Consider the following 24,848-nt stretch of genomic DNA (forward strand, 5'->3'; position numbering starts at 1 on the left):
GCCACCAGCTTCACCGCGCCGGTCTGCAGATAGCGCAGACCGCCGTGCAGAAGCTTGGAGGAGGCGGAGGAGGTGGCGCCGGCGAAGTCGCCGGCGTCGACCAGGGCCACCCGCAACCCGGACTGCGCGGCGTGCCAGGCGGTGGAGATGCCCAGGATGCCGCCGCCGATCACGAGAAGGTCGTACGTCGCCTTGGAAAGCTGCTCCCGGGTCTCGGCACGGCTCGGATTGGGAGCGTAGGTCAGATGTGTCCCCAGGGCGGGCAGACGTGCTTCGGACGCGTCGTTCACCGATATCTCCTTCTGCCGCTTGGCAACCCAGATTGCTGGGAGACGCCCATGAGAAAACGAGATGTCGCATCAGGCTGGTGAAATCCACCGTTCAAATTTCATTGTAATTGGACCTTCACACGGCCGCCTGTACAGGAAATAGCGTTCTCGTTGAATCGCGGTCGCCCCGAGCGGCCGTGTCCTGATCCGAGGGCCTTAAGTCCACTAAGACGGCGATCGCTGCCCGAGGTGAAGCGGTTACGTTTTCAGGTCGCGGTTCGGCGGCCGACGGGTCGACTCTCGGGAACACGTATGACTGACCGGACTCCGCCGCATATCACCGGGCGGGACGAATCCCGGACTCTAAGGGCCCTGGGGCACTTGCACGGCGAGTTGCGGACGCGGCACGGTCTGTCGCTCCTCGACTACCTCACCCTCGGATTCCTCGCGGAGGCGGCCGGCGGTTCCGCTCCGGTGGCTGAGCTGAAGGCATTTCTCGGAGAGTCGGGAGACAGGATCTCCTACCTCCTCAGAGGCATGCAGCGGCTGGGTCTGGTCGAACGCAGTCGATGCGACCGGGATCGAAGGACGGTGCGGGTCACACTGACTCCGGCCGGACGCGCCAGGTTCGCCGACGTGGAAAGGACGGCGAACTCGATCGTCCGTGCACATCTGGTGGCTGAGCCGGCCACAGCCCGTCATGTGGTGTCGGCGCCCGATGACGTCGGCTGAGAGGCTGTGCCTTCCAGGAGCTAGCAAGCCGGTCATGGCCGCGGGAAGGATCACGGGCGCATAGTTGAAGTGTGGCTGTCTGCCGACACGGGGGCGGGCGTTGCCGCGGACTGCCGGGAGGTCTTCGATGAACCGCAAGCGCCCTGGAGCGGATCCGATCACGGTGACGGTGTTCGTGTTTCCGGGGGTGCGGCTGCTCGACGTCACAGGCCCCATAGAGGTGTTCTCGACAGCCAACGAGTTCGGCGGACGCTACCGTGTGCAGATCGCGTCAGAGGACGGAGCCGCGGTGATGAGCTCCGCCGGGACCCGCCTGGGCGCTGACCTCTCCGTCGACGATGTGCGCGAACCCCTGGATGTACTGGTCGTGCCGGGCGGTCCGGAATGGGAATCGCTGATCAAGGACGATGCGCTCCTGGATGTCGTCCGGAGCCTGAACGACAAGAGCCGGTGCACGGCGTCGGTGTGCACGGGAGCGTTCCTGCTGGCCGCCGCCGGGCTGTTGAACGGCCGTCGCGCTGCGACGCACTGGCGGCATTCGCGGCAGTTGGCGTCTCGCTACCCGTCCGTCCGGGTCGACCCGGACGCCATCTTCGTGCGGGACGGCAAGATGATGACGTCGGCGGGTGTCAGCGCCGGAATCGACCTGTCCTTGGCGCTCGTGGAAGAACACTACGGTGCCGAGGTCGCTCGATCGGTCGCCAAGGACATGGTCGTCTTCATGCAACGCCCCGGTGGCCAGTCCCAGTTCAGCGTCCGTGCCCGGACATCGCACACGACCCAGGATGTGCTCCGTCGGCTCCTGGACGCCGTCGCCGAGAACCCGGGGGCCAATCACACGCTGGCGGCGATGGCCTCCCGGGCGGGCATCAGCGTCCGTCACGTGACCAGGCTCTTCCACGAAGAGGTCGGAACCACTCCGGCGCGCTACGTCGAACAGGTCCGACTCGAAGCGGCCCAGGCGCTGTTGGAGACGAGTGACGACTCCATGCCGGTCGTCGCCCGGCGTACGGGATTCGGCTCACCCGAGTCGCTTCGCAGGGCGTTCGTACGAAACCTGGGTGTGACACCCGCTGCTTTCCGGGCCAGTTTCCGGACCACTCAAGCGGGCGAGAGGGATCTGGTGCCCGCAGTGCTGCCCCCGCGGCCGGTGCACGATCGACCGGTGACGGGGGTGGCGGCGGGCTGATCCCGTCATCCCGTCATAGGGCGTCCTGCGGCCCGACAGTACGGCGCGCGATGTACCCCTGCCCTCACGGCGATTCCTCGGACCCAGTCCGAGGAATCGCCGTGAGGGGACACAGCCCGCATTCGGTGCGCCGACTGTGTCCCGCGGCGTCGTCGGCGCGGTCAGTCGAAGGCTGACAGCACGAGATCCCGCTGTTCGCCGGCATGCCGCCGGGCGGAGCCCACGGCGGGGGCGGGCGCCTCCGGTCGGCTGACGCACGCGACGGGCTGGTCCGTCAGCCGTTCCAGACGGGGTCCGACGAAGGACCATGCCCCTTGGTTCCGGGCTTCCTCCTGCACCCACCGCACCTCGGCGTCGGCGGGGAAGCGGGCAAGCTCCGCGGCGAGCTCCTCCTCCGGAAAGGGGTGGAGACGCTCCAGGCGAACGATCGCCGTGTCCGCCGGGCCGGCCTTCCGCCGGTGGGCGTCCAGGTCGAAGAAGACCTTGCCCGAACAGACCAGCACGCGCTTGATCCGGTCGGTGTCCACTGTGTCATCAGGGATGACCGCACGGAACGCACCGTCGGTGAACTCGGCCAGTCCCGAGGTGGCCGCCTTCGACCGCAGCATCGACTTCGGAGTGAAGACGACCAGCGGCTTCCTGTCCTCGCCGAGAGCCTGACGGCGAAGCAGGTGGAAGTAGTTGCCCGGCAGGGAGGGCATGGCCACGGTCATGTTGTCCTGCGCGCACAGTTGCAGGAAGCGCTCGATCCTGGCGGAGGAGTGGTCGGGTCCCTGTCCCTCCAGGCCGTGCGGCAGCAACAGGGTCAGCCCGGAGCGCTGACCCCACTTCTGTTCGGCCGACGAGATGTACTCGTCGATGACCGTCTGCGCTCCGTTGGCGAAGTCACCGAACTGGGCCTCCCACAGCACGAGGGCGTCGGGCCGCGCCAGCGAGTAGCCGTACTCGAAGGCCAGCGCACCCATCTCGGACAACGACGAGTCGTAGATGGCGAGTTCGGCGGCACCGGAACCGAGAGAGCCGAGCGGTGTGTGCTCCACGCCGGTGCGTCGGTCGGTGAGCACGGCGTGCCGCTGGCCGAACGTGCCGCGTCGGGAGTCCTGGCCTGCGAGCCGCACCGGGATCCCATCCATCAAAAGCGAGCCGATGGCCAGCGATTCCGCGGTGGCCCAGTCGATCGTGCCCGCGTCCAACATCGTTGCACGCCGCTGGAGTTGTGGTGCGACGCGCGAGTGGACGGTGAACCCTTCCGGCGGGTCGGTCTGCGCAGCGACGACGTGTCGGGCCGTCGCTTCCGTGATGGTGGTGGACATCGCGTGGGGTGCCGCGTTCTGAGCGTTCGCGGCGTGCTCGGGCGCGGGGGAGTGGGCCACCGACAGCGTCCGGGTCTCGGTGAAGGCTCGTTCGAGGTGAGCCTGGTAGTCCCGCAACGCGCCTTCCACCTGGCGCTCACCGATGTCCCCTCGGCGGATCAGTGCCTCGGCGTACAGCTTGCGCACCGAAGGCCTGTCGTTGATCCGGTCGTACATCGCCGGCTGCGTGATGGACGGGTCGTCGACCTCGCTGTGCCCGTGGCGCCGATAGCAGATCAGGTCGATGACCACGTCCTTGTGGAACGTCTCGCGATAGTCGAACGCCAGGCGCGCGACCCGAACGACGGCCTCGGGATCGTCTCCGTTGACGTGGAGGATCGGCGCGTCGACCGACCGGGCGACGTCCGTGGCATAGGTGCTGGAACGGCCGTTGGCGGGCGAGGTCGTGAAGCCGAGCTGGTTGTTGATGACGACGTGCACGGTCCCGCCGGTGCGGTACCCGGGCAGCTGCGACATGTTGAGCGTCTCGGAGACCACGCCCTGGCCGGCGAACGCGGAGTCGCCGTGGATGACGATCGGCAGGACGGGGTCGGCTTCTCCGCCACTCACGGCCTGGTCCTGCTTGGCGCGCACCACGCCCTGGGCCACCGGTCCCACGACCTCCAGATGCGAGGGGTTCGCCACGACGGAGACGGCGAGCGAGTGGCCGTCCAGGGCGCTGTAGGTTCCCTCCGCGCCGAGGTGGTACTTCACGTCACCCGATCCCTGGACCGACCGGACGTCCGCGGCGTCCTCGAACTCGTGAAAGATGTCCGCGTAGGACTTGCCGACGATGTTGGCCAGTACGTTGAGCCTGCCTCGGTGGGCCATGCCGATGACGGCTTCGCTCATGCCGTGCCGGATGGCCCGCAGCAGCAGGGCGTCGAGCAGCACGATCGCGGACTCGCCGCCTTCGAGCGAATAGCGCTTCTGGCCCACGTACTTCGTCTGCAGGAACGTCTCGAAGGCTTCTGCCGCACCCAACCGGTAGAGAATCTGAAGCTGTTCGGCGACGTCCGGCCGGGGAGAGGTCGACTCGATGCGCTGCTGGACCCAGAGGCGTTCCTGGGAGCTGCGGATGTGCATGTACTCGGTGCCGACGGAACGGCAGTAGGACTCCTGCAGAGCGTTCAGCACGCTGTGGAGCGTCATGGTGGTCCGGCCGGTGAACCCGTCGACGGCGAACTCTCTCGGCAGGTCGTCGTCTCGGAGTCCGAACGCCGTGATGTCGAGGTCCGGCTGCGTGACGCCCCGGCCGTTCGTGAGCGGGTCGGTGTCGGCCGTCAGGTGTCCGCGCGCCCGGTAGGCGTCGATGAGTGCGGCGACGCGGACCGCCTTGATCGCGGTCTCGTCCGACCCGTCGTGAGCAGGTTGCGCGTGGCCTTCCGCCCGCTGTGCCGGAAGGGAGACCGGGGAGGTGAAGAAGTCCCGCCAGGTCCGGCCGACCGAGTCGGGGTCGTTCAGGTAGCGCTCGTACTGTTCGTCCACGAGCCATTCGTTGATGCCGAAGTCCAGCCCCTTCAGGGCCGGCTCCGCGGCATGGGATTGCGACGCCACGGTGTGGATCGCCTTCTTTCCTCATTCGGAACAACCGACGGCCGGCACTGTCGGAATCCTCGTCGTCACCCGCCGTGATCGCGAGCTTCGCCGTCGCTGGACATCCGTCGTGGGAGCTGGGCATTCGCCCGTGTCGGGCCACCGACAATATGCGGTCGGTGCATCCAGGAGGGATAGCCGTGAATGCCATATCAGCGGCAGATCAGGACATTGTGTCTAGTGGGAGTGGGCTGACGTACTGTCCCGGCGGCCGGTCCTCGCGTAGGGGCGGACCGCGGTGACGGCCATGGCGACGATCACGACGGCCCAGACCCCGACGGCGACCCAGATCTCTCCACGCCCCATCGAGGTCATCCACGATGTTCCGGTCACGCGTCCCAGTTCGTGGGTGGCGACCCCGTACATACCGATCGGGAAGACCAGGTTCCACCAGCCGAACTCGTAACGCAGCGGAATCTTCTGCACCCCGTGGCGCCACACCCCCAGAGCCAGCAGCAGCGGTATCAGCCAGCTGGAGAACGACCACAGGACGACGGACCAGCCGGTGAGGACCGAGCGGGGCAGGAGCACGCTGTCCGGTGGCAGTTCGAGCAGCCTCGTCCCTGCGAGCACACTGATCGCCGCCGCACCCATGAAGATCCACAGCGACGTCATGAGATCCCCGGCCGCAACCGGTCGCACGAGCAGTCTGGCCAGGACGATCCCGGCGACCAACAGGTACTGCACCAACGCGATGGCCCAGCACACCACCGCCACCACCGGCAGGAAGTCACCCGAGGTCACATGAGCCAGGGAGGCTGCCGCGACCGCTATCGAGTCGGAGCCCACCGACCACAGGAACCAGGTGCCGTTCACCTGGTCGATCGATGGGCGGCGCCGGGTGGTGGTGATCAGCCCGAGGGGAATCGCGTATCCCAGGATCAGCCACACCGCCGCGCCGAACGCCAGGAACGCCCCGGCCACCGCGGTGTGTCCGCTGGGGACCAGCCGTGCGGCCAGGACATTGGGCGCGATGGCGATGGTGAGGAAGGCGAAGGAGCGCGGTCCGAGGAGACCCGTGACGAACCGCTCCTTCCAGCGCAGCAGGCGCCAGACGTAGGCGGGCAGCAGTACGGCGAAACCCGCCAGGCCCACCCAGAGCAGTGCCGCGGAAGCGGTGCCGGCGCCGTTGACGTACAGCGCCGTGGACACGATCCCCGTGCCCATGACGAACGAGAACGCCCCCGGGTTGAGGTTCGCCACGGCCGAGGAGAGCGTCGCCCGGTACCCCTGGGGGTGCGCATCGGGCTCGATGGCGGACACCTCAAGTCCCATCGCCGAAGGCGGCTGTCCGGCTGTCACCTGGCACATTCGACGTGAACACAGAATTCCTCGATTCGCCGTGTTCCGGGGTGGTCGCACCGCGCGCGTACCGGCGCGTGACGCGGCGTCGGCGACCGAGATGGTGACCGGAAGCGCGGAGCTCAGGGCGCCGGTGCGCCGAGGACGTCGGGATGTCAGCCGGTCGGAGCCACATAGGGGAAGGACGAGGTGGTCGGAGCGTCGACCGCTTCCTTGCCCAGTCCGACACTGAGGGCACTGTCGGTCGCGAGAGAGAACATGACCTCACCCGCGTTGTCGGTGAGTGCCCGGCCGTTGAACTTCGCGAAGCCGAAGACGGCGGGCGTGCCCACCGTGTACGGAAGGACGTCCGGGAGAATCCGCTCGGCCACTTCCTGGCCGTAGACCTGGGGATCCGACGTGGTGCCGCGGGCGCCGACCACCGCGGCGACGCGACCGGTGATCTCCCGACTGAGGACGCGGGTGTCGTCGGCCGGTCGGGTCTGGTTCAGCAGTTCCGCGAGCTCGTCGTCGAACTGCGCGAAGATCGGCGACACCATCGGGAGTCCGCACCTGTTGATGCGGTGCCATCCGCCGGCATCGGTCGCCAGCGCCGTGACACCCCATACGCCGATGTCCCGGCCGCCCGTGAAGGCCAGCAGCTCCGAATCCGGCACCTCCAGCACGATGGAACGCACTTTCATGCCGGAGAACAGGCTGGTGACCTCGGAGGAATCCGGCTCGGGCACTTCGACGTCGGTGCCGTGCTGGAAGGCCTGGCCGACCGCCTCCACCACGGCCGGATTCATCCAGAACGGATCGCTGGCCCGACCTGTCCACACCCGCACACCCGCGTCGGTGCTGAGCTCCCGCCCCGTCCGGCCGGCGAGCACTACGGTGCCGGCCGCCGAGTCGTCGGCCGCGTCGGCTCCGGTGATACGGCTCAGCTCGACCGTCTGCGAGCCGTCGGCATCGGACTCGCCGAAGGTGAAGCGAAAGGCGAGGTCCTCGACGGCATCGCCCGTGCTGTCGATCTTGAATTCGTATCGAGCCTCGGGGTGGAACCCTTTCGGCGCGTCGGGACCCGCGGAGTCGGAGCAGACGTTCATCACGAGGACGGTTCCGCGGTCACCTCGGAACACGTACGTGTCGGAGATGTTCAGCCGGGCATCGGCCCTGGCCGCGGGGGAATCGAGGTGGTGGGACATGTGATGGCTCCAGACGCACTTTCGGTGGCGTGTAGGCGACGCCGTTATCCGTCTGCGGCATGTGAGGCCCGCGGGCCCGGGACGATCTCGGACGCATGACCTGTGCCCGTACTCAACTGCCCGTGAAATGGCGGGGTCTGGGCCGTAAGGCGACAGTGAGTCCCCGATGGGCGGAATGTCGCTTTGTTCAGCCTACCGCTCCTGCCGATGGATGCACGGTGAACGCGGTCTGCGCGGACCCCGCGCTCCTCGTATGCCGAGTCCCCCGGTGAACTCTTCGCGCGAAGACGACTGCTGCCCGGTGTCACGGAGGCATTCGGCCGCGGCCTGTCACGACACGCATCGCGACGCGCGCACCCTTCGGAACACTGTCGGGCCAGAATCCCCTATGGACAACACGCACAAAGTCGCCGTCGTCACCGGCGCCTCGCGAGGCATCGGGGCAGGCGTGGTCACGGCCTACCGGCAGCTCGGCTACGCGGTCGCCGCGGTCGCCCGCTCGATTCAGCCGTCGGACGACCCCGACGTGCTCGCTGTGGCCGACGACGTGGCCGCACCCGGGGCGGGCACGCGGATCGTCGAGGCGACGATGGATCGGTTCGGCCGCGTCGACACCTTGATCAACTGCGCGGGAGTGTTCGTCGCGAAGCCGTTCACCGACTACACCGACGAGGATTACGAGGCGGTCGTCGGCGTGAACGTGCGTGGCTTCTTCGAGGTCTCCCGCAGCGCGATCCGGGCGATGCTCTCCCGCGAGGGCGGCGGCCACGTCGTGAACATCTCCACGAGTCTGGTCGACAACGCCGACGCCCGCGTCACAGGAGCGCTCGCGTCGTTGACCAAAGGCGGACTGAACGCCGTCACCAAGTCGCTGGCCATCGAGTACGCGACCCGCGACATTCGCGTGAACGCTGTGTCGCTCGGTGTCATCCGGACCTCGATGCACCCGACCGATCCCGGCGGTGAGCAGGCCGCCCTTCACCCGGTCCGCCGGATGGGCGAGGTCGACGACGTGGTGCGGGCCATCCTCTACCTGGAGCAGGCCCCTTTCGTCACCGGCGAGATCTCTCACGTCGACGGCGGGCAGAGCGCGGGACACTGACGACACCCGAGCGCGGGCCCGACGGCCCGCGCTCAAGGGTGAGCGCGCTCGACCGACATCTCATGCCCCGGGATTCCAACGGCCTGCCATGGCTCCGGAGCGGTTGGCCGGCGCGTGCGACGGGGCCGGCTGTTCCGTGACGCGGCCTCAGATCGATCGACTGCGGCGAACAGAGCATTCCGAAACCGTGCGGGCGAGGCGACAGTCATATGCGGCCAATGTCCTCTTATGCTGTGAATGTTCTTTGCTTTTTTCACCCCTGACGTTCCTGCGTGGGGGCGGAGGAGGAAGCCGTGCCCAACGTATTCGTCCAGGTGTTCCGCACGCCCGACTTGCGTAAGAAGCTCTATTTCACGCTCGGCATCATTGTTCTGTACCGCGTGGGGGCGCACGTTCCGATCCCCGGCGTGGACTACCAAAACGTCCAGACGTGCGTGAGTGCCGTGTCCAAGGGGACCGGACTGCTGGGCCTGGTGAATCAGTTCAGCGGTGGGGCTCTGCTGCAGATCACGGTATTCGCCCTCGGAATCCTGCCGTACATCACGGCAAGCATCATCCTGCAACTGCTGACGGTGGTGATTCCCCGGCTGGAAGCCCTGAAGAAGGAGGGCGCGGCCGGACAGGGGAAGATCACGCAGTACACCCGCTACCTGGCCGTCGGGCTCGCCCTCCTCCAGAGCACAGGTCTGGTGGCCACGGCTCGGAGCGGCGCGCTCTTCCCCAACTGTCCTACAGCGGGCAACATCGTCCCCGACCAATCGATCTTCACCACCGTGGTGATGGTGCTCACGATCACCTCGGGGACCGCCTGCGTGATGTGGTTCGGCGAACTCATCACGGAACGCGGTATCGGCAACGGGATGTCGATGCTCATCTTCATCTCGATCGCCTCCACCTTCCCCGGTGCCTTGTGGACCGTGAAGGAAGAAGGCACCATCGCCGGCGGATGGGTCAACTTCGGGTTGGTCCTTCTCATCGGGTTCGCCATGGTGGGGCTGGTCGTCTTCGTGGAGCAGGCGCAGCGCCGTATTCCGGTTCAGTACGCGAAGCGGATGATCGGCCGCAAGTCCTACGGCGGAACAGCCACGTACATCCCGCTGAAAATCAATCAGGCGGGTGTGGTCCCGGTCATCTTCGCCTCGTCGCTTCTCTATATCCCCGCGCTGGTCGCGCAGTTCGCCGATTCGTCGGCCGGGTGGACGACCTGGATCACGCGTAACTTCACCCGCGGGGACCATCCCTTCTACATCGCCGCCTATTTCCTGCTGATCGTGTTCTTCGCGTTCTTCTATGTGGCGATCACGTTCAACCCGGAGGAAGTGGCCGACAACATCAAGAAGGCCGGCGGCTTCATCCCGGGAATCCGGGCAGGACGGGCCACCTCCGAGTACCTGGGCTACGTCCTCAACCGGCTCACCTGGCCGGGATCGCTCTACCTCGGTCTGATCGCTCTGGTCCCGACGGTGGCCTTCGCCAGCTTCGGCGGCGCCAACCAGCTGACGGGTACGAGCGTCCTGATCATCGTGAGTGTGGGTCTGGAGACGGTCAAACAGATCAACAGCCAGGTTGAGCAGCACAACTACACGGGCTTCCTGCGTAAGTAGCCGCGCTGAGAGTGCGTTTGAGGTCTGCTCGTAGGACAGGCCCTCGGTGAGGGCGCGCCCTGAACCGTGACGGCACTCCCGCCGACTTGCGGATCCTCGCTGTCAGGCGCGCACTCGGTCGGACGGTGTGAGCGGGGACCGCATGCCCAGCCACTGCTCGGCGCCCCAGGCCTCGAACCGCTCCACCTCGGTGAACCCCAGCTTCGCCGCGAGACGTATCGAACTGTCATTGGCGGACTGGGTGGTGAGCACCACGGGTTCGTCGGGAAGCGCGTCGGCGAGCCAGTCCAGTGTCGCCGCGCACGCCTCGGTCGCGTACCCGAATCCCCAGGCCTCCGGCAGGAACAGGTAGCCGAGATCGACCTTTCCCGCGGCGGCCGGGCTGCGGTGCTCTGTTGCTCTCCTGAGCAGGATCTGGCCGATCATCGACCCGTCGAGCTCCACGACGAAGCTCCCGGGCCACCGCTCGGGCACCCCTGGCAACTCGATTGCCAGCTCGTTGCGTGGGCGGGGGCCGCCGAGGTAGGTGTGCACCTCCGGCGACGAAAGCAGCTCGATGAACGCCGCACGGTCCCGGGCCTCGGGTGCGCGGAGCACGAGGCGCGCGGTCCTGACCGGAGCAGGTGGCCAGGCGACGGGTCCGAGATCGGTCATGCCGACCAGCCAATCAGCAGGTCCGGTAATGATCAAGGGTCGGGGACCGGTCAACCGGCACTCGCACTGTGCGCAGTTGGTGGACCGAGGCTTGTGCGGAGGTCTGTTGGTCGACCGAGAGCCTGCCTGGGGATCTGCTGGAGGGTAAACGTCAGCAATATTGTCCGATGGATCGCTAGGCATATTGTTAACAATCTTGTAGCGTCCCTCACGCCTTGACCCCAAGGCATCGGCGGAGCACGTGGTGCTCAACGAGGGGAGACCTCCATGCAGCGGCCCTCCGCGTCCTTCGGACGCGATGGACTGACCCGAGCGACGGCCAAACGTGAAGGGCACCCTGGTGTCCGTAGAGACCTGCTGAGGGTCGTGGCGATCGCCGGCACCCTTGCGCTCGTCGCCGGCCCCGTGCCGGCCTCCTTCGCGGCCGACGGCATCGGAACGGGCCACTCGCGGGGGAGTGCCAAGGGTGCAGACCCGCAGGACGCCGCGCTCGCGTTCGACTCGACCGCTTACACGACGATCACCGTCTCGGTCGACGGTCGGCCGATGAACGTGCGCTGGTACAAGGAGATCTGCTACGTCGCACACCCGGTCGCTGCCGCCGCGCAGCAGCCCGGCGGTCCCGGTGGCGGAAGCACCACGATCCCCAACACCGCCTGCGGCTACCAGAGCATGAACGTGTTCGTCCCCGAAAGCGCCTTCGGCAACCAGCAGGCCCCGATCTACTTCGCGGTGAACAACAGCGGCTGGATGGCCAGTTACGTCAAGGCAAGCGTGACCAACGGCTCTTCCTACACCAGCGCGACGAGCAACGTCGGCGCCGCGCTGAAGGCCGGCTACGTCTTCGCCGACGTCGCCAACCGCAGCCGCGGACTCATCGGCGCCGACGGCACGTCTCCCGGCAAGGCCCCTGCCGCGGTGGCCGACGAGAAGGCCGCCGTCCGCTACCTCCGCCTCAACGACGCGGTGATGCCCGGCAGCGCCGAGCGGATCGTCGTGAACGGCACCAGCGGTGGCGGCGCACTGTCCTCGATCCTGGGCGCGTCGGGCAACAGCAGTGAGTACAACCCCTACCTAGCCGCGATCGGCGCAGCGGGCATCGACGCGAAGGGCCAAAGCACCCTGCGCGATGACGTCTTCGCCGTGAACGCGTACTGCCCGATCACCGACCTGGGCAACGCCGACACGGCCTACGAGTGGCTGTACAACGTCCTCGCCACCCGCGAAACCACCGGCGAGAACCCGTCGCCGGTGGACGCGGCCGCCATCGCGGCCCGGTTTCCCGCGTACGAGAAGAGCCTCGGGCTGCGCAACCCCGACGGCTCCCGGCTCACCGCCGCGAACGTGCTCGACACCATCAGGCAAGAGGTCATCCGCTCGGCGGAGGCCTACATGAAGGCTGATCCCGCCCACACGATTCCGCCTCTGGGCGGTACGTTCGAGATCCAGTCCGGCGGCCCCGGCGGCCCGCCCACCACCACGTCGTACGTGAACGACTGGATCGACGCGGACAACGGCACCGACAAGGTGCTCTCCGTCGACATGGCGAAGTACCTCGCCTTCGTCGCCACCCAGGCCACTCTCAAGACGACTCCCGCCTTCGACGCCGTGGGCGTCAACGGCAACACCACCAGCGGCACCGAGACCAACCTCTTCGGCCCACCGACCCAGAAGTACATGAACTACACCGAGTACAGCTGGAATCACAACAACGTCGCCGGCGACGGAAGCGGCACCGACGACACCGGGCTGACGTGGGACCAGTACACCGGCAAGAAGAGCACCACGGTCGACGACCAGGTCCATCTCATCGACCCGATGGACTTCGTCGGCACCGGCGCCGACACCGCGCCGAACTGGTACGTGCGCAACGGCACCCGCGACCGGGACACCGCGTTCACCATCTCGCTCAACCTCGACCGCGCGCTCGAAGCGGACAAGCAGGTCAAGAACGTGAACTACCAGCTCGCCTGGAACCAGCCGCACGCCGGCAACTACGACGTGCCCGAGGCCATGGCCTGGATCGCCGACGTCGTCCGCAAGGCCGGAGCCCCGCTCGCCCCCGGGCACCACGGGTAGGGCGACTGCGCCAACGGGCTTCGTGGGCGCGGTTCTTGGACGAACCGCGCCCCGAGGCGAACGACCTAGACCGACGCCGGTTCGAGCACGGTGACCGGATGACGGACCACCGCGTCGAAAAGGTAGCCCTGGGTGTTGGGGGTCGTGGTGGCGGGTTGGGAACGGCCCGTGGTGTCGATGGCGCGGGCCAGGAGGGCGGTCGCCCCGGGAGCGGTGGGGTGCCAGTCCAGGGACCAGCGGGACCAGATCCCGGTCCGGGGGCGGTCGTGGAGGTCGGCCCGCCTCCAGGTCGCGCCCGCGTCGGTACTGACGTCGACGTGTCGGATGCCGCCGGTGCCCGACCAGGAACGTCCGGTCAGCCGATGGCGTACCCCCGCCGCGAACGTGGCGCCCGCACTCGTCTCGAACGCGCTCTTCAGAGTCTGACCGGTGAGCGGTGCGCTGCCCTCGGCCGGGTAGGCGGGCCCGAACAGCCGGTAGAAGTCCGTGTTCCATGGCGAGTAGAGCGGCTGGTCGGACACCTCGATGTCGCCGACCCACTTGATGTTGGAGATGCCCACCCAGGAGGGGGCGACGATCCGGACCGGGTGGCCGTGGTCGTAGGGCAGCGGCTCGCCGTTCATCTCGTACGCGAGGATCACGTCGTCCAGGGCCTTGGCCACCGGCATCGGCCGACGGACCCGGCCGAGGTTGATCCCGCCGGTCACGTACTCGTCGTCCAGGCCCCGTGGTTGGAGATCCACCGCGCGGCGGGTCAACCCGGCGAGCCGCAGGACAAGGGAGAGCGGGACGCCTCGCCAGCGGGCTGTGCCGACCGCACCGAGAGTCCAGGCGGTCCCGGTCACCGTGTCGCCCTGCTGGGTGGCGAAGTAGCTTCGCCCGTTGCCGGCGCATTCCACGAAAGCGTCGATCGTGACCGATGGCAGCCGCCTGAGATCGTGGAGATCGAACTCGACCGACTTGTCGAGGCCCGGCGCGCCGCGCAGCCCGCTCCCCCATACCTTGAGCCTCCAACTGGCTGCGTCCAGACGGGGTGTCGAGGTGTGGTTACGGACGAAGAATCGGTCCACGGGCGTGTGGAAGCCCGTTCCTCGCAGCGCGGACCAGTTCGTCTCGGCGTTGGTGCCCCGGATCGTGAACAGTTCCGGTGGCAGAGGCTTGACGATCCCGGGGGCCGGCGCCGGGGTGCTGGCGGAGGCGGAGGCCGAGGGGGAAGCGGAAGCGGGGGTGGGCGTCGCGAGGGTCGTCAGTACGCCGGCCGCGGCGGCCAGGCGCAGTAGATCACGACGGGACACGCCCTCGGCTTTGGCTTCACCGGACAGCCATTGGCCCAGGCGGCGTCGGTCGTACGCGGACTCGTCGATAGGCATGAGGAATCTACTCCCGGGGGACGGAGTGGAACATGTGGACTGACTGACACCTGAACTCTGGACAGAGCCGGCCCGCCCCAGCGCCGTGCGAGGGCGTACGGGTGCGGGGCGTCAGGGGGTTCCGAGGGGTGCCGAAGCTCGCCAAGGGGACTGGATCGGACGCTCAGGGGGATCGCTCGGTCAGCGAGGCGGAGTGTCGACCCGGCCTGTCACCGCAGCGGAGGGGGAGGACGTCAGATCGAAGAGGCGCGACAACAACAGAAGTTGCTGCGCGCAGGGCGGCAACAGGCGGCGAAAGCGGGGTTGTTGATGACCACGGGCCGATCGTAGGACGGGCCCGACTGCCGCGTCAGCCGGATGGGCATCTCGAGACACCGCGGTTCGTCGTCCGGCCGGGCTGAATGAGGCTGCTTGTCCGTTCTGACGGACGACCGGTCCAGCACCGGACGGCCCGTCGGAGTCGGCACGCGACTGATCGCCTTCCGGACCGTCTGGCCTCCAGCCGTTCCAGGCAGGGAAGTTCGGGTACTCGGCTGAGACGACAACCGACGGACGAGCTTGGAGAGCGCCATGGCGAAGACGAAGGCATCCGGCACCACGCACCCGAAGGCCGCCTCGGCGGCAGGCCGGGCCGCCAAGGGTGGCAAGTCCAAGAGCAGCAGGACCGCCGCCGCGAGCGCACTGTCGCAGACCTCCGGCAAGGCGGGCTCGGCAGACGCCAAGACGACCAAGTCCGGGCCGGCCTCCGCGGCGGGCAAGACGGTGCGGGCCAAGAAGCGGTCGAAGTCCGAGAAGAGCGCTGCGGCCAGCGCGCTGGCCCAGTCCCCGGGCACGTCGACGCGGCGGCCCGGCAAGAAGGTTCTCACCGCTGCCGCCAAGGTGCTGGCCGACAAGAAGTCGACCAAGGCGGAGCGTTCCGACGCCGCGAGCACCCTCGCCCAGGCCGCGGCGCACGCCCTGAAGTAGCCCGTGCGGTCGTGTCGTCGACGCGTGTTGCCGATTCCCGGCGAGCGGCGAAGGGACGACAGCCGACGGCGCGCCTCTGCGCGCGCGAGGCCTCATCAGCTGCGGCTGATGAGGCCTCGGCCGTTTGCGGCGGTCGTCGGCGACGGCCATCGATGGACTGAGGCGCCGCGCAACAGCGCCTCGCCGCCGCCGCGATCGGCGACTTGACCGGCAGAGTCGACAACGGGCCCTGTCGACCGTGAGGATGACTCGCCAATCGTTCTATGACCGACCTACACCTCGATGACGTGAGCGGGGTCAGCCGACGGTCGGCTTACCGCCGTTGACAGCGCCGTTCAGGTCAAGCGGTGTGGAGGTCGGATTGGGCGGCGGGCTGAGGACGACCTGGGGCTGACCGGGCGCCGGAGCCGGCGGGGTCATGTCGGAGCTCGGCAGCTTGGGCGGGGTGGTCTGGTTGAAGACCGTGGTGTCGAAGTCGATGAGGCCCGTCTTCTCCATCACCGTGATGTGGTCGAGGACCGTGTTGTTCGCCTGATCGGCCAGGGCCCGGATCAGGGTGTTCTTGGTGGTCGAGCGGACCTTGGCGATCGTGTTGAAGATCGAGCCGTGGGTCATCCGCAGGATGTTGGCGAAGTCCACGTCGAACTGCCGCCCCGACTCCCCCTTGAGCTGGGTGACGAACCCTTCCTGCTGGGGGCTCGCCACGTTGGGCAGCGTGATGTTCAGCATCGGCGCGATCTTGCGGCAACTGGTATCCAGGGCCGCGTGCCCGTCGACGAGGTGCTGGCTCGCGATCTTGACGGCCTTGCTCTGCCCCTTCTGCAGTCCGATCTGACCGAGCGGGTGTTCCCACAGGCCGGCCGCGCGCACCTTGACCACGAAGTCCCGCTCGCCTTCCGTCAGCGGTCCCCACTGCGTGTTGGCGATGATCCGGTCGTTCGAGGTCGACACGGTGTCCAGGCCGAGCATCGCTGGGTAGGCGAGGGCGGCGAGTGTCAGGGTGAGAGCGCCGCCCACAAAAAGGGTTCCGATCACGTTCCGCGAGCGCTGCACCGTTTCTCCTACCCGTTGGCTTGTCCGCCGATCTGTTGTCGTCCCTGGTGGGGGCGGACGTCGAGGAGTACGCATGGGGAGCGGCTCTGACTCAGCGGAGCGGGAAGGAATTTGTGGTTGGTTCGCAGGAGGGGGCGAGCTGCGGTTCTCCGTGGGGCACGGTCACTGTCAGAACCCGCCGGACGCCTCTTCCGCTCCGCGTGCCAACGCCGAACTGGATAGTTCCTCGGGGAACTGGGGACGCAGGCCGCTCAGGGGTGCGCTGCTGAACCGGAAACCGGTAGGGCCTGACGCCGGGTGGAGGACGGACGACGGAGGGGTTCGAACCGATCCGCTCACGGCGACCGGCAGGTGCCGTCCCGCCGCCGTCCCGGCTGCGCTTCTCATCGGTCGGCCCGAGGCGGTCGCCGTAGCGAGAATGAACGCATGATCGCCACCGCGCCCCAGGGACCTGTCGAGCCTCCCCGTGCCGTCACCGCGCTCGCGGCCGGTCGGCCGGTGCGGGCTGTGTGGGAGAACGACGTCGGCGGGCTGACGTTCCAGGTCGGCGTCGGTGATGCGCGGCAGTTCGTGAAGTGGACGCCGGCCGACAGCGGTATCGACCTTGCGGCTGAGGTGGCGCGCCTGCGCTGGGCGGGGAGGTACACCACGGTGCCGCTGGTACTCGACGAGGGCGCTGACGAGACCGGAACCTGGATCGTCACCCGTGGGCTGCCCGGACGTATGGCGGTGGATGACCACTGGAAGGGCGAGCCCGGCACGGCGGTACGCGCGATCGGCGCCGGGCTGCGGGCGTTCCATGACGCGTTGCCCGTCGCGGACTGTCCGTTCGACTGGTCGGCCGAGCTGCGCCTGGAGCGTGCACGGTCACGAGCGGCGGCGGGTCGGGTCGATCCGACGGACTGGCACCAAGATCTTCAGCACAGGGGAACGGTCGAACGCGCCCTCGGTGTACTCGCCGACATCCCGCCCGTCGACCGACTGGTCGTCTGCCATGGCGACGCCTGTGCTCCCAACACCCCCCTCGGTGACGACGGCACGTGGACCGGACACGTCGACCTCGGCACGCTCGGAATCGCCGACCGCTGGGCCGACCTCGCCGTGGCCACGTGGAGCACGCAGTGGAACTACGGCCCGGGATGGGAAGAGCCCCTGCTCGAAACCTACGGAGTCGAGCCGGACCGGGAACGGATCCTTTACTACCGACTGCTGTGGGAGCTTTCGGGCTGAGCAGCTGTGCGCTGAGCAACTGGGCAACTGAGCAACGCATGATGCCGGGCCGAGCAGCGCGTGGCGCCGAGGGCGGTTCAGCGCCCAAGCCACACCGCCGCACAGCACAGACCCAAGAAGTCCCGCCCAACGTCTTGACCCCTGTCGGCCAGAGGTTCACAGTGTCGTTAATGCGCATTACTAATACGCATTAACGACCGAAGGAGCACGGTGGAGGAACCCAGGAAGCGCGCTCGGCCGGGGCGGGCGCCCGCGCCCGCGGGGCGTACGTCGCGGCCGCGTCAGGCCGAGGTCGCCCGGCTCGCCGGTGTCTCGCAGGCCACGGTCTCGCTGGTGCTGGGGGGCTCGAAGCAGGGTGCCTCGATTTCGGAGGAGACCCGGCAGAAGGTCCTCGACGCGGTACGCAGCCTCGGCTACGTCCCCGATCCTGCGGCCAGTCGGCTGGCGGCGGCGCGCAACAACCTGCTCGGGGTGTTCAGCTTCACCTCGACGTTCCCGACCGACGTGCAGCACTCGTACTACCCCTTCCTCGTCGGCGTGGAGCAGGAGGCGGCGGCACGTGGTTATGACCTGGTGCTGTTCACCGGCTCCAGCTCCGGTGGGGCTGGGGCTGCGGGACCGAACGCGCTGAACCGCGTTCGGCTCGCCGACGGCTGCCTCTTCCTCGGCCGTCACGCGCCGGCCGAGGAACTTCGGCGCCTGGTCGCCGACGGCTTCCCCGTGGTCCACCTCGGCCGCAGGGACGAACTGGAGGGGCTGGCCTGGGTCGGCGCCGACTACATCAGCGCCAGCAAGGAGGTTGTCGCCCATCTCGCGGGCCTCGGCCACCGGAGGATCGTCCTCGTACGCGAGGACGACGAGGCGCCCGCCTCCAGCGACCGTGAGCACGGCTTCCTCAAGGGCCTCGAGGAAGCGGGCCTGCCCGGCGGGCCCGATGCCGTTCTGCGGTCGGCCGACCTGCGGCGCGACCTGACCGCCGAACGGCTGCGGGGCTGGCTCCAGGACGGCGTGACCGCGTTCGTCGCCGAGGAGACGGACATCGGCGACGCGTGGCGCGTGTTGCAGGGCGCGGCGCACGCCGTCGGACTCGACTGCCCCCGCGATGCCTCGCTCGCGCTGCTCGGCAGCCCGCCGCCGGACCTGTCGGACGGCCCTGAACCCACCGGATTCGACATCCCCCGCCCGCAGTTGGGCGCCGCCGCCGTGCGGATGCTCGCCGCGCTGGTGGCAGGCGAGCAGGCGACGGAACCACTGGTGGCCTGCACCTTCCGGCCCGGCACATCCGCGGGAGTGCCGCCCGTCCACCCCTGAGTCGCACCCGATCGCCTCTCGCAGACGTGACGCCGGGCGCGCAACGCGCCCCGCACGCACAGCACTTCAAGGAGACCCGTGACATCCGCACCCGACATCCTCATAGTGGGCTCCGGGCTCGGCGGCGTCGCCGCCGCCCTGGCCGCCTGCAGGGCCGGACGCACCGTCGTCCTCACCGAGGAGACGGACTGGATCGGCGGCCAGCTCACCTCCCAGGCCGTCCCGCCCGACGAGCACCCCTGGGTCGAGCAGTTCGGCACCACCGCCTCGTACCGCACCCTGCGCGAGTCCATCAGGGACTACTACCGCCGCTGGTATCCGCTGCGCTCCCAGGCACTGGCCCTCACCGACCTCAACCCGGGCGCGGGCCGCGTCAGCAAGCTCTGCCACGAGCCGCGCGTCGCCCTGGCCGTTCTGGAGGCGATGCTCGCACCGCACCGCGCCTCCGGCCGGCTCACCCTGTTGACCGAGCACCGCCCGGTCGCCGCCGACGCCGGAGACGACGACACCGTTCGCTCCGTCACCCTGACCAGCCTGCGCGACGGCAGCAGCCGTACGATCCACGCCCGGTACGTCATCGACGCCACCGAGACCGGCGAACTGCTCGAACTCGCCGGTGTCGAGCACGCGATCGGTGCCGAGGCGCGCGGCGAGTTCGACGAACCGCACGCGCCCGACGAGGCGCAGCCCCTCAACCAGCAGGGCATCACCGTGTGTTTCGCGCTCTCCCACCACGAGGGCGAGGACCACACCATCGAGCGGCCCGCCGACTACGACTTCTGGCGCGCGTACCGGCCCGACTTCTGGCCCGGACCGCTCCTCGGCTTCCTCGCGCCCGACCCCCGCACCCTGGAGGCCGTGCCCCGCACCTTCGTCCCCAACCCGGACCTCGACCCGCTGGACGTCACCGCCGACCAGTCCGCCGACGCGGGCGACAAGGAACTCTTCGGGTTCCGCCGGATCCTGGCCCGCAAGCTCCACCGGCCCGGCGCGTTCGACTCCGACATCACGCTGGTCAACTGGCCGCTCAACGACTACTGGCTCAAGCCCCTGATCGGCGCCGGACAGGAGACGTCGGACGCCGCGCTCGCCGAGGCGAGGCAACTGTCCCTCTCCGTTCTGTACTGGCTGCAGACCGAGGCGCCGCGCGCCGACGGCGGCACCGGGTTCCCCGGACTGCGGCTGCGACCCGACGTCACCGGCACACCCGACGGGCTCGCCAAGGCGCCCTACATCCGCGAGTCGCGCCGCATCAAGGCGGTCACCACCATCACCGAGCACGACGTGGCCATCGACATCGTCGGCCCCCACGGCGGCACCCGCTACCGGGACTCCGTGGGCGTCGGCAACTACCGCATCGACCTGCACCCCTCGACCGGTGGCGACAACTACATCGACATCGGCTCGGTGCCCTTCGAGATCCCACTCGGCGCGCTGATCCCACGCCGCGTCCGCAACCTTCTGCCCGCGGGAAAGAACATCGGCACCACCCACATCACCAACGGCTGCTACCGGCTCCACCCGGTGGAATGGAACATCGGCGAGGTCGCGGGCGCACTGGCCGCGCACTGCGTCGCCGAGGGCGTCGAACCGCGGCAGGTCCAGGCCGAGGACAAGCGGTTCGACCAGTTCGCCCGGCTCCTCGACCGCGAAGGAGTCCAACGCCACTGGCCCGACGTCCGCGGCTACTGACACCACCGCGGACAGCGACAGCACCAGAAACGGCGGACGGCCGGGCGGGTGCAGCTCCACCTGCCCCGCCCGGCCCACCGCCCGCGCCCTGCCCACCCTGCACAAGGAGGTGCCCAAGCCATGAACACCCACCGCATCCGCGTCGGCATCGACGTGGGCGGAACCTTCACCGACGCCGTGGCGGTCGACGCCACGACCCTGCGACTGCTGGGACAGGTGAAGGTCCCCACCAGTCACCATCACGAGGACGGCGTCGCCCACGGCATCGTCGAAGCTCTCGACCGTCTGCTGGAACAGACCGGACACGCCCCACAGGACGTGGCCTTCCTGGCCCACGGCACCACCCAGGCTACCAACGCCCTGCTGGAGGGCGACGTCGCCACCGTCGGCCTCATCGGCATCGGCGCCGGCCCCGGCGCCGCGTTCACCCGGCGCCTCGCCGCCTTCCGTAAACTGCACCTCACCCCCGGCAAGCAACTCCCGCTCGTCTACGTCCATGTCGCCGACCCCGACGACGCGCCCGCCGTACGCTCCGCCCTCGACGAGGCCGTCCGGCAAGGAGCCGAGGCTGTCGTCGCCAGCCAGCCCTTCAGCGTCGACCGCCCCGAGGGCGAGGACACCATCGCCGCGGCGGCCGCCGAACGCGGTCTGCCGACCACCGCAGCGCACGAGATCACCTCGCTGTACGGACTCCACAAGCGGACCAGGACCGCCGTCGTCAACGCGGCGATCCTGCCCCGCATGCTCGCCACCGCCGACCTCGTCGACGCCTCCATCACCAAGGCCGGTGTCGGCGCGCCGCTGATGGTGATGCGCTGCGACGGGGGAGTGATGTCACTGGAGGAGATGCGCCGCAGGCCGCTGCTCACCGTGCTGTCCGGCCCGGCGGCAGGCGTCGCGGGCGCGCTCATGCAGGAGCGCATCAGCGACGGCGTCTTCCTGGAGACCGGCGGCACGTCCACCGACATCAGCGTCGTACGACGCGGCAGGGTCGCCGTCCGGCACGCCACCATCCTCGGGAAGACGTCCTATCTGTCGGCCCTCGACGTGCGCACCGTCGGCGTCGGCGGGGGCTCGATGGTCCGCGTCGGCGGCGGCAGGGTCACCGGCGTCGGACCGCGCAGCGCACACATCGCGGGCCTGCCCTACGCCTGCTTCGCCACCCCGCAGGACCTGCGGGACGCCCACCTCACCACCATCCGCCCGATGGACGACGACCCGGCCGACTACGCCGTGCTCGACGCCGCCGGCGGACGCTTCGCGATCACCATGACCTGCGCGGCCAACGCGTTGGGCCGGGTCCCCGAGGGGGACTTCGCGCACTGCGACCCGGCCGTGGCCGAGGCCGCCATCGCCCCCCTGGCCGCCGCACTGGGCACGGACGTCGCCACGGCGGCCGCCCGTGTCCTGGACGCCGGCACCGACCAGGTGAGGTCCGTCGTCGACGCGATGATCCGCGACTACCGGTTGGACAAGGACACCGCCGTCCTCGTCGGAGGCGGCGGAGGAGCGGCCACCGTCACCCCGCACCTGGCGGCCGTCTGCGGCCAGGAGGGCCGGATCGCCCGTAACAACGAGGTCATCAGCCCCATCGGTGTCGCCCTGGCCCTCATACGCGAGCAGGTCGAGCGCATCATCCCCGGCGCCCGCCAGGAACAGATCCTCGCAGTGAGGGCCGAGGCCGAGGCCGCGGTCGTCGCCCAGGGCGCCGCGGCCGAGGGCGTCGAGGTGGAGATCACCGTCGACCCGCAGACCAACACCGTGCGCGCCGTCGCCACCGGCGCCACCGAACTGCGCACACAGGACCGCTCCCGTCGAGCGGGCGACAACGACCGACTGCGCGCAGCCGCCGACAGCCTCAAGACCGACCCGGCCTCGGTGCGCGTCCTGGCGGGCACCGACTCCCACACCGTGTACGGGACAGACGTCCGCCGCCGCTTCAGCGCCGACCGCCATCCGGTGCGCGTCGTGGACAGTGACGCCGTCGTGCGACTGCACGCACCGGACGCCCGCGTCGAGACGACCACCGTCGCCCGCGCACCCGAAGTCCTCGCCCAACTGGTCCGCGAGGCCACGTCGTACGGAGACGGTGGCGTCCGTGCCCCCGCCCTGCGCCTGCTGATCGGCTCCCGGATCGCCGACCTCTCCGGCGTCCTGGACCCGCAGCCGCTGCTCGCGCTCGCCCGCAGCGAACTGCGTTCACGTGCCGCCGACGAAGCGGTGGTCGCCGTGCTGGAGACACGCTCATGACGACCGCCCTCCTCGACCACACCACACTCGCGGGAATCAAGGCGCTCGAAGCGAGCGACGACGCCGACTTCGCCGTACGACTCCTGGCGGACACGCCCACGCACGAGGGCCGCGACCCGGTCCTGCTGCGCCAATGGGCGCGGGTGGCAACGGAGTTCGGCTCCGCGCTGCCCCCCGTCGAGGCCGGCGCCCGCGTCACGGAGAGCGCCGACGGCCTGGCCAAAGGGCTCCTGGCCCGCTACACCTCGAGGCCGGTGCCCACCGTCGAGGTGTTCACCGACACCCTTGCCCTGGCCGAGCAACTGATCGACCAACTGGACTGGCGTCACTGGTATCCGGCGGGATCCCTGCGAGCGGCGGCGATCGCCCACGAGGCCGTCCACGAACAACTGCACCACGGTCCCGCGAAGAAGGCCCTGAAACGCTCGTTGGGTCACGTCGTGCTGCGCGCGGGACGCCACCGCCTCTACGGCCACGTCGCGGGCGCCGACGAGATCGCCGCCCACGCCTACGCCGGCACGGTCTGCGGTCTCGGCCGCAGCCCCCTCCTGCTGACGGCCGCCCTGACCGTCGCGGCCCAAGCGCCGCACGGGTCCCCGCTCGGAAGAAAGAAGTAACGCCATGGGCGTCGTCATCCTTCTGGTCATGGCGGCAGGTGTCGCCGCGATGCTCACCCGCAGACTTCCCACCGCCTTCGCTCTCGTCATCCTGGGCGTCGTCATCGCCCTTCTCGCCGGCGCCCCGCTGACCGGCGAGAACAGCGTCCTCGACACGGTCATCCAGATGGGCGCACCCGCCCTCGCCTCCACGATGATCGCGATCCTGCTGGGTTCGTGGCTCGGCAAACTCCTCGACGAGACCGGCATAGCCGGAACCCTCGTACGCAAGATCGTCGAGTTCGGGGGCGACCGCCCCGTCGTCGTCGCCCTCGGCGTGCTGCTCGTCTCCACGCTCGTCGGAACGGTCACCGGCTCCGCGCCCGCCGCGATGCTCGCCGGCATCATCGGCATCCCCGCCATGATCGCGGTCGGGATCCCCAAGGTCACCGCAGCGGGCACCATCTTGATGGGCATCGCCGCCGGGATGCCCTTCGAACTGCCCATCTGGCAGTTCTTCTCCACCGCACTGGAACTGCCGGTCGACACCGTGCGCGGCTTCATGATGAAACTGTTCCCGCTCGCGCTGGCCGCCGCTCTCCTCTTCGTCGTCATCGAGACCCGGCGACGCGGCGTCGAACACGCATGGTCTCTCAAGGCCCCTGCCACGAAGCCCGATTCACGTCGCAAGCAGCTCGGCGACGCACCCTGGTACGCACTCCTCACCCCCATTGTGCCGCTGGTCCTGGCCCTCGGGTTCGACATCGCGATCCTGCCGTCGATGCTCGCCGGCGTCCTGTACGCACTCGTCACCACCACCCGGCCGGGCGAGATGAACAAACGGCTCCTGCGCACCCTGTACGCCGGCTTCGAGGTCGCGGCGGCACCCATCGTGCTGTTCATCGCCATCGGCATCCTGCTCGCCGCGGTCAAGCTGCCCGGCGCGGTGGAGGCCCTCGAACCGCTGGTCAAGGCGGTCAGCCCGCACAACCCGGTGCTGTTCGTGGTCGTGTTCACCGTCCTCGTACCGCTGTGCCTCTACCGGGGACCGCTGAACGTCTACGGCCTCGGTGCCGGCATCGCCGGCGTCCTCATCGCCGCGGGCATCTACCCCGCCGTCGCGGTGCTGGGCATCGCCACCTCGTACAACCAGGTCTTCGGTGTGGCGGACCCGACCAGCACCCAGACCGTGTGGAGCGCGCAGTACGCCGGGGTCGCACCGCAACAGGTGATGCTGCGCACCCTGCCCTACGTCTGGGCCGTCGCCCTGGGCGGATTCTGCGTCACCGCCGCCACCTACCTGTGATCTCTCAC

19 protein-coding genes are annotated in these 24,848 nt (G+C 68.9%); 12 read left to right on the forward strand and 7 right to left on the reverse strand.

Annotated elements, in window-relative coordinates; all coding sequences use genetic code 11:
* The coding region (locus tag AB0C62_RS09205; RefSeq protein ID WP_362971132.1) for an FAD-dependent oxidoreductase at window positions 1-290 on the reverse strand (290 nt) is incomplete at its 3' end.
* A 291-nt stretch (window positions 291-581) separates the two neighbouring features.
* Here AB0C62_RS09205 and AB0C62_RS09210 point away from each other — a divergent pair.
* The gene (locus AB0C62_RS09210; protein WP_362971134.1) at window positions 582-1,001 is read left to right on the forward strand and encodes a MarR family transcriptional regulator; all 420 of its coding nucleotides are present in this window, start codon (window positions 582-584) and stop codon (window positions 999-1,001) included.
* Window positions 1,002-1,128: 127 nt separating this feature from the next.
* Complete coding sequence (locus tag AB0C62_RS09215; protein ID WP_362971136.1) at window positions 1,129-2,190, forward strand: GlxA family transcriptional regulator; 1,062 nt, start codon at window positions 1,129-1,131, stop codon at window positions 2,188-2,190.
* A gap of 161 nt (window positions 2,191-2,351) precedes the next feature.
* Here AB0C62_RS09215 and AB0C62_RS09220 read toward each other — a convergent pair whose 3' ends face one another.
* The 3 genes from AB0C62_RS09220 to AB0C62_RS09230 form a co-directional block, all read right to left on the reverse strand.
* On the reverse strand, window positions 2,352-5,099 hold the full coding sequence (locus AB0C62_RS09220) for a multifunctional oxoglutarate decarboxylase/oxoglutarate dehydrogenase thiamine pyrophosphate-binding subunit/dihydrolipoyllysine-residue succinyltransferase subunit (RefSeq protein ID WP_362971138.1): 2,748 nt from the start codon (window positions 5,097-5,099) through the stop codon (window positions 2,352-2,354).
* 216 nt (window positions 5,100-5,315) lie between these two features.
* Window positions 5,316-6,440, reverse strand: coding sequence for a tellurite resistance/C4-dicarboxylate transporter family protein (locus AB0C62_RS09225; protein ID WP_362971140.1), 1,125 nt, complete (start codon window positions 6,438-6,440; stop codon window positions 5,316-5,318).
* A 155-nt stretch (window positions 6,441-6,595) separates the two neighbouring features.
* Window positions 6,596-7,627, reverse strand: a complete 1,032-nt coding sequence (locus tag AB0C62_RS09230; RefSeq protein ID WP_362971142.1) for a DUF4331 family protein — start codon at window positions 7,625-7,627, stop codon at window positions 6,596-6,598.
* A 388-nt stretch (window positions 7,628-8,015) separates the two neighbouring features.
* Here AB0C62_RS09230 and AB0C62_RS09235 point away from each other — a divergent pair, with 388 nt between their 5' ends.
* Window positions 8,016-8,729 carry an SDR family oxidoreductase gene (locus AB0C62_RS09235; RefSeq protein ID WP_362971144.1) on the forward strand — a complete coding sequence of 238 codons (714 nt, stop codon included), beginning with the start codon at window positions 8,016-8,018 and terminating at the stop codon, window positions 8,727-8,729.
* Window positions 8,730-9,022: 293 nt separating this feature from the next.
* Window positions 9,023-10,333, forward strand: coding sequence for a preprotein translocase subunit SecY (gene secY, locus AB0C62_RS09240; RefSeq protein ID WP_362971146.1), 1,311 nt, complete (start codon window positions 9,023-9,025; stop codon window positions 10,331-10,333).
* A 102-nt stretch (window positions 10,334-10,435) separates the two neighbouring features.
* Here secY and AB0C62_RS09245 read toward each other — a convergent pair whose 3' ends face one another.
* On the reverse strand, window positions 10,436-10,987 hold the full coding sequence (locus AB0C62_RS09245) for a GNAT family N-acetyltransferase (RefSeq protein ID WP_362971148.1): 552 nt from the start codon (window positions 10,985-10,987) through the stop codon (window positions 10,436-10,438).
* A gap of 366 nt (window positions 10,988-11,353) precedes the next feature.
* Here AB0C62_RS09245 and AB0C62_RS09250 point away from each other — a divergent pair, with 366 nt between their 5' ends.
* Window positions 11,354-13,066, forward strand: coding sequence for a subtype B tannase (locus tag AB0C62_RS09250; RefSeq protein WP_362971149.1), 1,713 nt, complete (start codon window positions 11,354-11,356; stop codon window positions 13,064-13,066).
* A 65-nt stretch (window positions 13,067-13,131) separates the two neighbouring features.
* On the opposite strand, the gene AB0C62_RS09255 is transcribed toward AB0C62_RS09250, so the two are convergent.
* Window positions 13,132-14,436 carry a sulfite oxidase gene (locus tag AB0C62_RS09255; RefSeq protein ID WP_362971151.1) on the reverse strand — a complete coding sequence of 435 codons (1,305 nt, stop codon included), beginning with the start codon at window positions 14,434-14,436 and terminating at the stop codon, window positions 13,132-13,134.
* A gap of 570 nt (window positions 14,437-15,006) precedes the next feature.
* On the opposite strand from AB0C62_RS09255, the gene AB0C62_RS09260 reads away from it, so the two are divergent.
* Complete coding sequence (locus AB0C62_RS09260; RefSeq protein ID WP_362971153.1) at window positions 15,007-15,402, forward strand: hypothetical protein; 396 nt, start codon at window positions 15,007-15,009, stop codon at window positions 15,400-15,402.
* Between the two features lie 297 nt (window positions 15,403-15,699).
* Here AB0C62_RS09260 and AB0C62_RS09265 read toward each other — a convergent pair whose 3' ends face one another.
* On the reverse strand, window positions 15,700-16,419 hold the full coding sequence (locus tag AB0C62_RS09265; RefSeq protein ID WP_362971507.1) for a DUF4142 domain-containing protein: 720 nt from the start codon (window positions 16,417-16,419) through the stop codon (window positions 15,700-15,702).
* Window positions 16,420-16,881: 462 nt separating this feature from the next.
* On the opposite strand from AB0C62_RS09265, the gene AB0C62_RS09270 reads away from it, so the two are divergent.
* The 6 genes from AB0C62_RS09270 to AB0C62_RS09295 all read left to right on the forward strand — a co-directional run bounded on the left by AB0C62_RS09270 (window position 16,882) and on the right by AB0C62_RS09295 (window position 24,840).
* A complete protein-coding gene (locus tag AB0C62_RS09270) occupies window positions 16,882-17,685 on the forward strand; it encodes an aminoglycoside 3'-phosphotransferase (protein ID WP_362971154.1) in 804 nt (267 codons plus the stop codon).
* Window positions 17,686-17,895: 210 nt separating this feature from the next.
* Window positions 17,896-18,996, forward strand: a complete 1,101-nt coding sequence (locus AB0C62_RS09275) for a LacI family DNA-binding transcriptional regulator (protein WP_362971155.1) — start codon at window positions 17,896-17,898, stop codon at window positions 18,994-18,996.
* 78 nt (window positions 18,997-19,074) lie between these two features.
* On the forward strand, window positions 19,075-20,688 hold the full coding sequence (locus tag AB0C62_RS09280; RefSeq protein ID WP_362971156.1) for an FAD-dependent oxidoreductase: 1,614 nt from the start codon (window positions 19,075-19,077) through the stop codon (window positions 20,686-20,688).
* 120 nt (window positions 20,689-20,808) lie between these two features.
* Entirely contained in the window at window positions 20,809-22,938 is a 2,130-nt protein-coding gene (locus AB0C62_RS09285; RefSeq protein ID WP_362971157.1) for a hydantoinase/oxoprolinase family protein, read from the forward strand.
* Entirely contained in the window at window positions 22,935-23,555 is a 621-nt protein-coding gene (locus tag AB0C62_RS09290) for a hypothetical protein (RefSeq protein WP_362971158.1), read from the forward strand. Before AB0C62_RS09285 ends, AB0C62_RS09290 begins: the two co-directional genes overlap by 4 nt.
* Before the next feature lie 4 nt (window positions 23,556-23,559).
* A complete protein-coding gene (locus AB0C62_RS09295; RefSeq protein ID WP_362971159.1) occupies window positions 23,560-24,840 on the forward strand; it encodes a TRAP transporter large permease subunit in 1,281 nt (426 codons plus the stop codon).
* Window positions 24,841-24,848: the final 8 nt, after the last annotated feature.

The sequence above is a fragment of the Streptomyces sp. NPDC048643 genome (assembly GCF_040650615.1).
Taxonomy (GTDB): Bacteria; Actinomycetota; Actinomycetes; order Streptomycetales; family Streptomycetaceae; genus Streptomyces.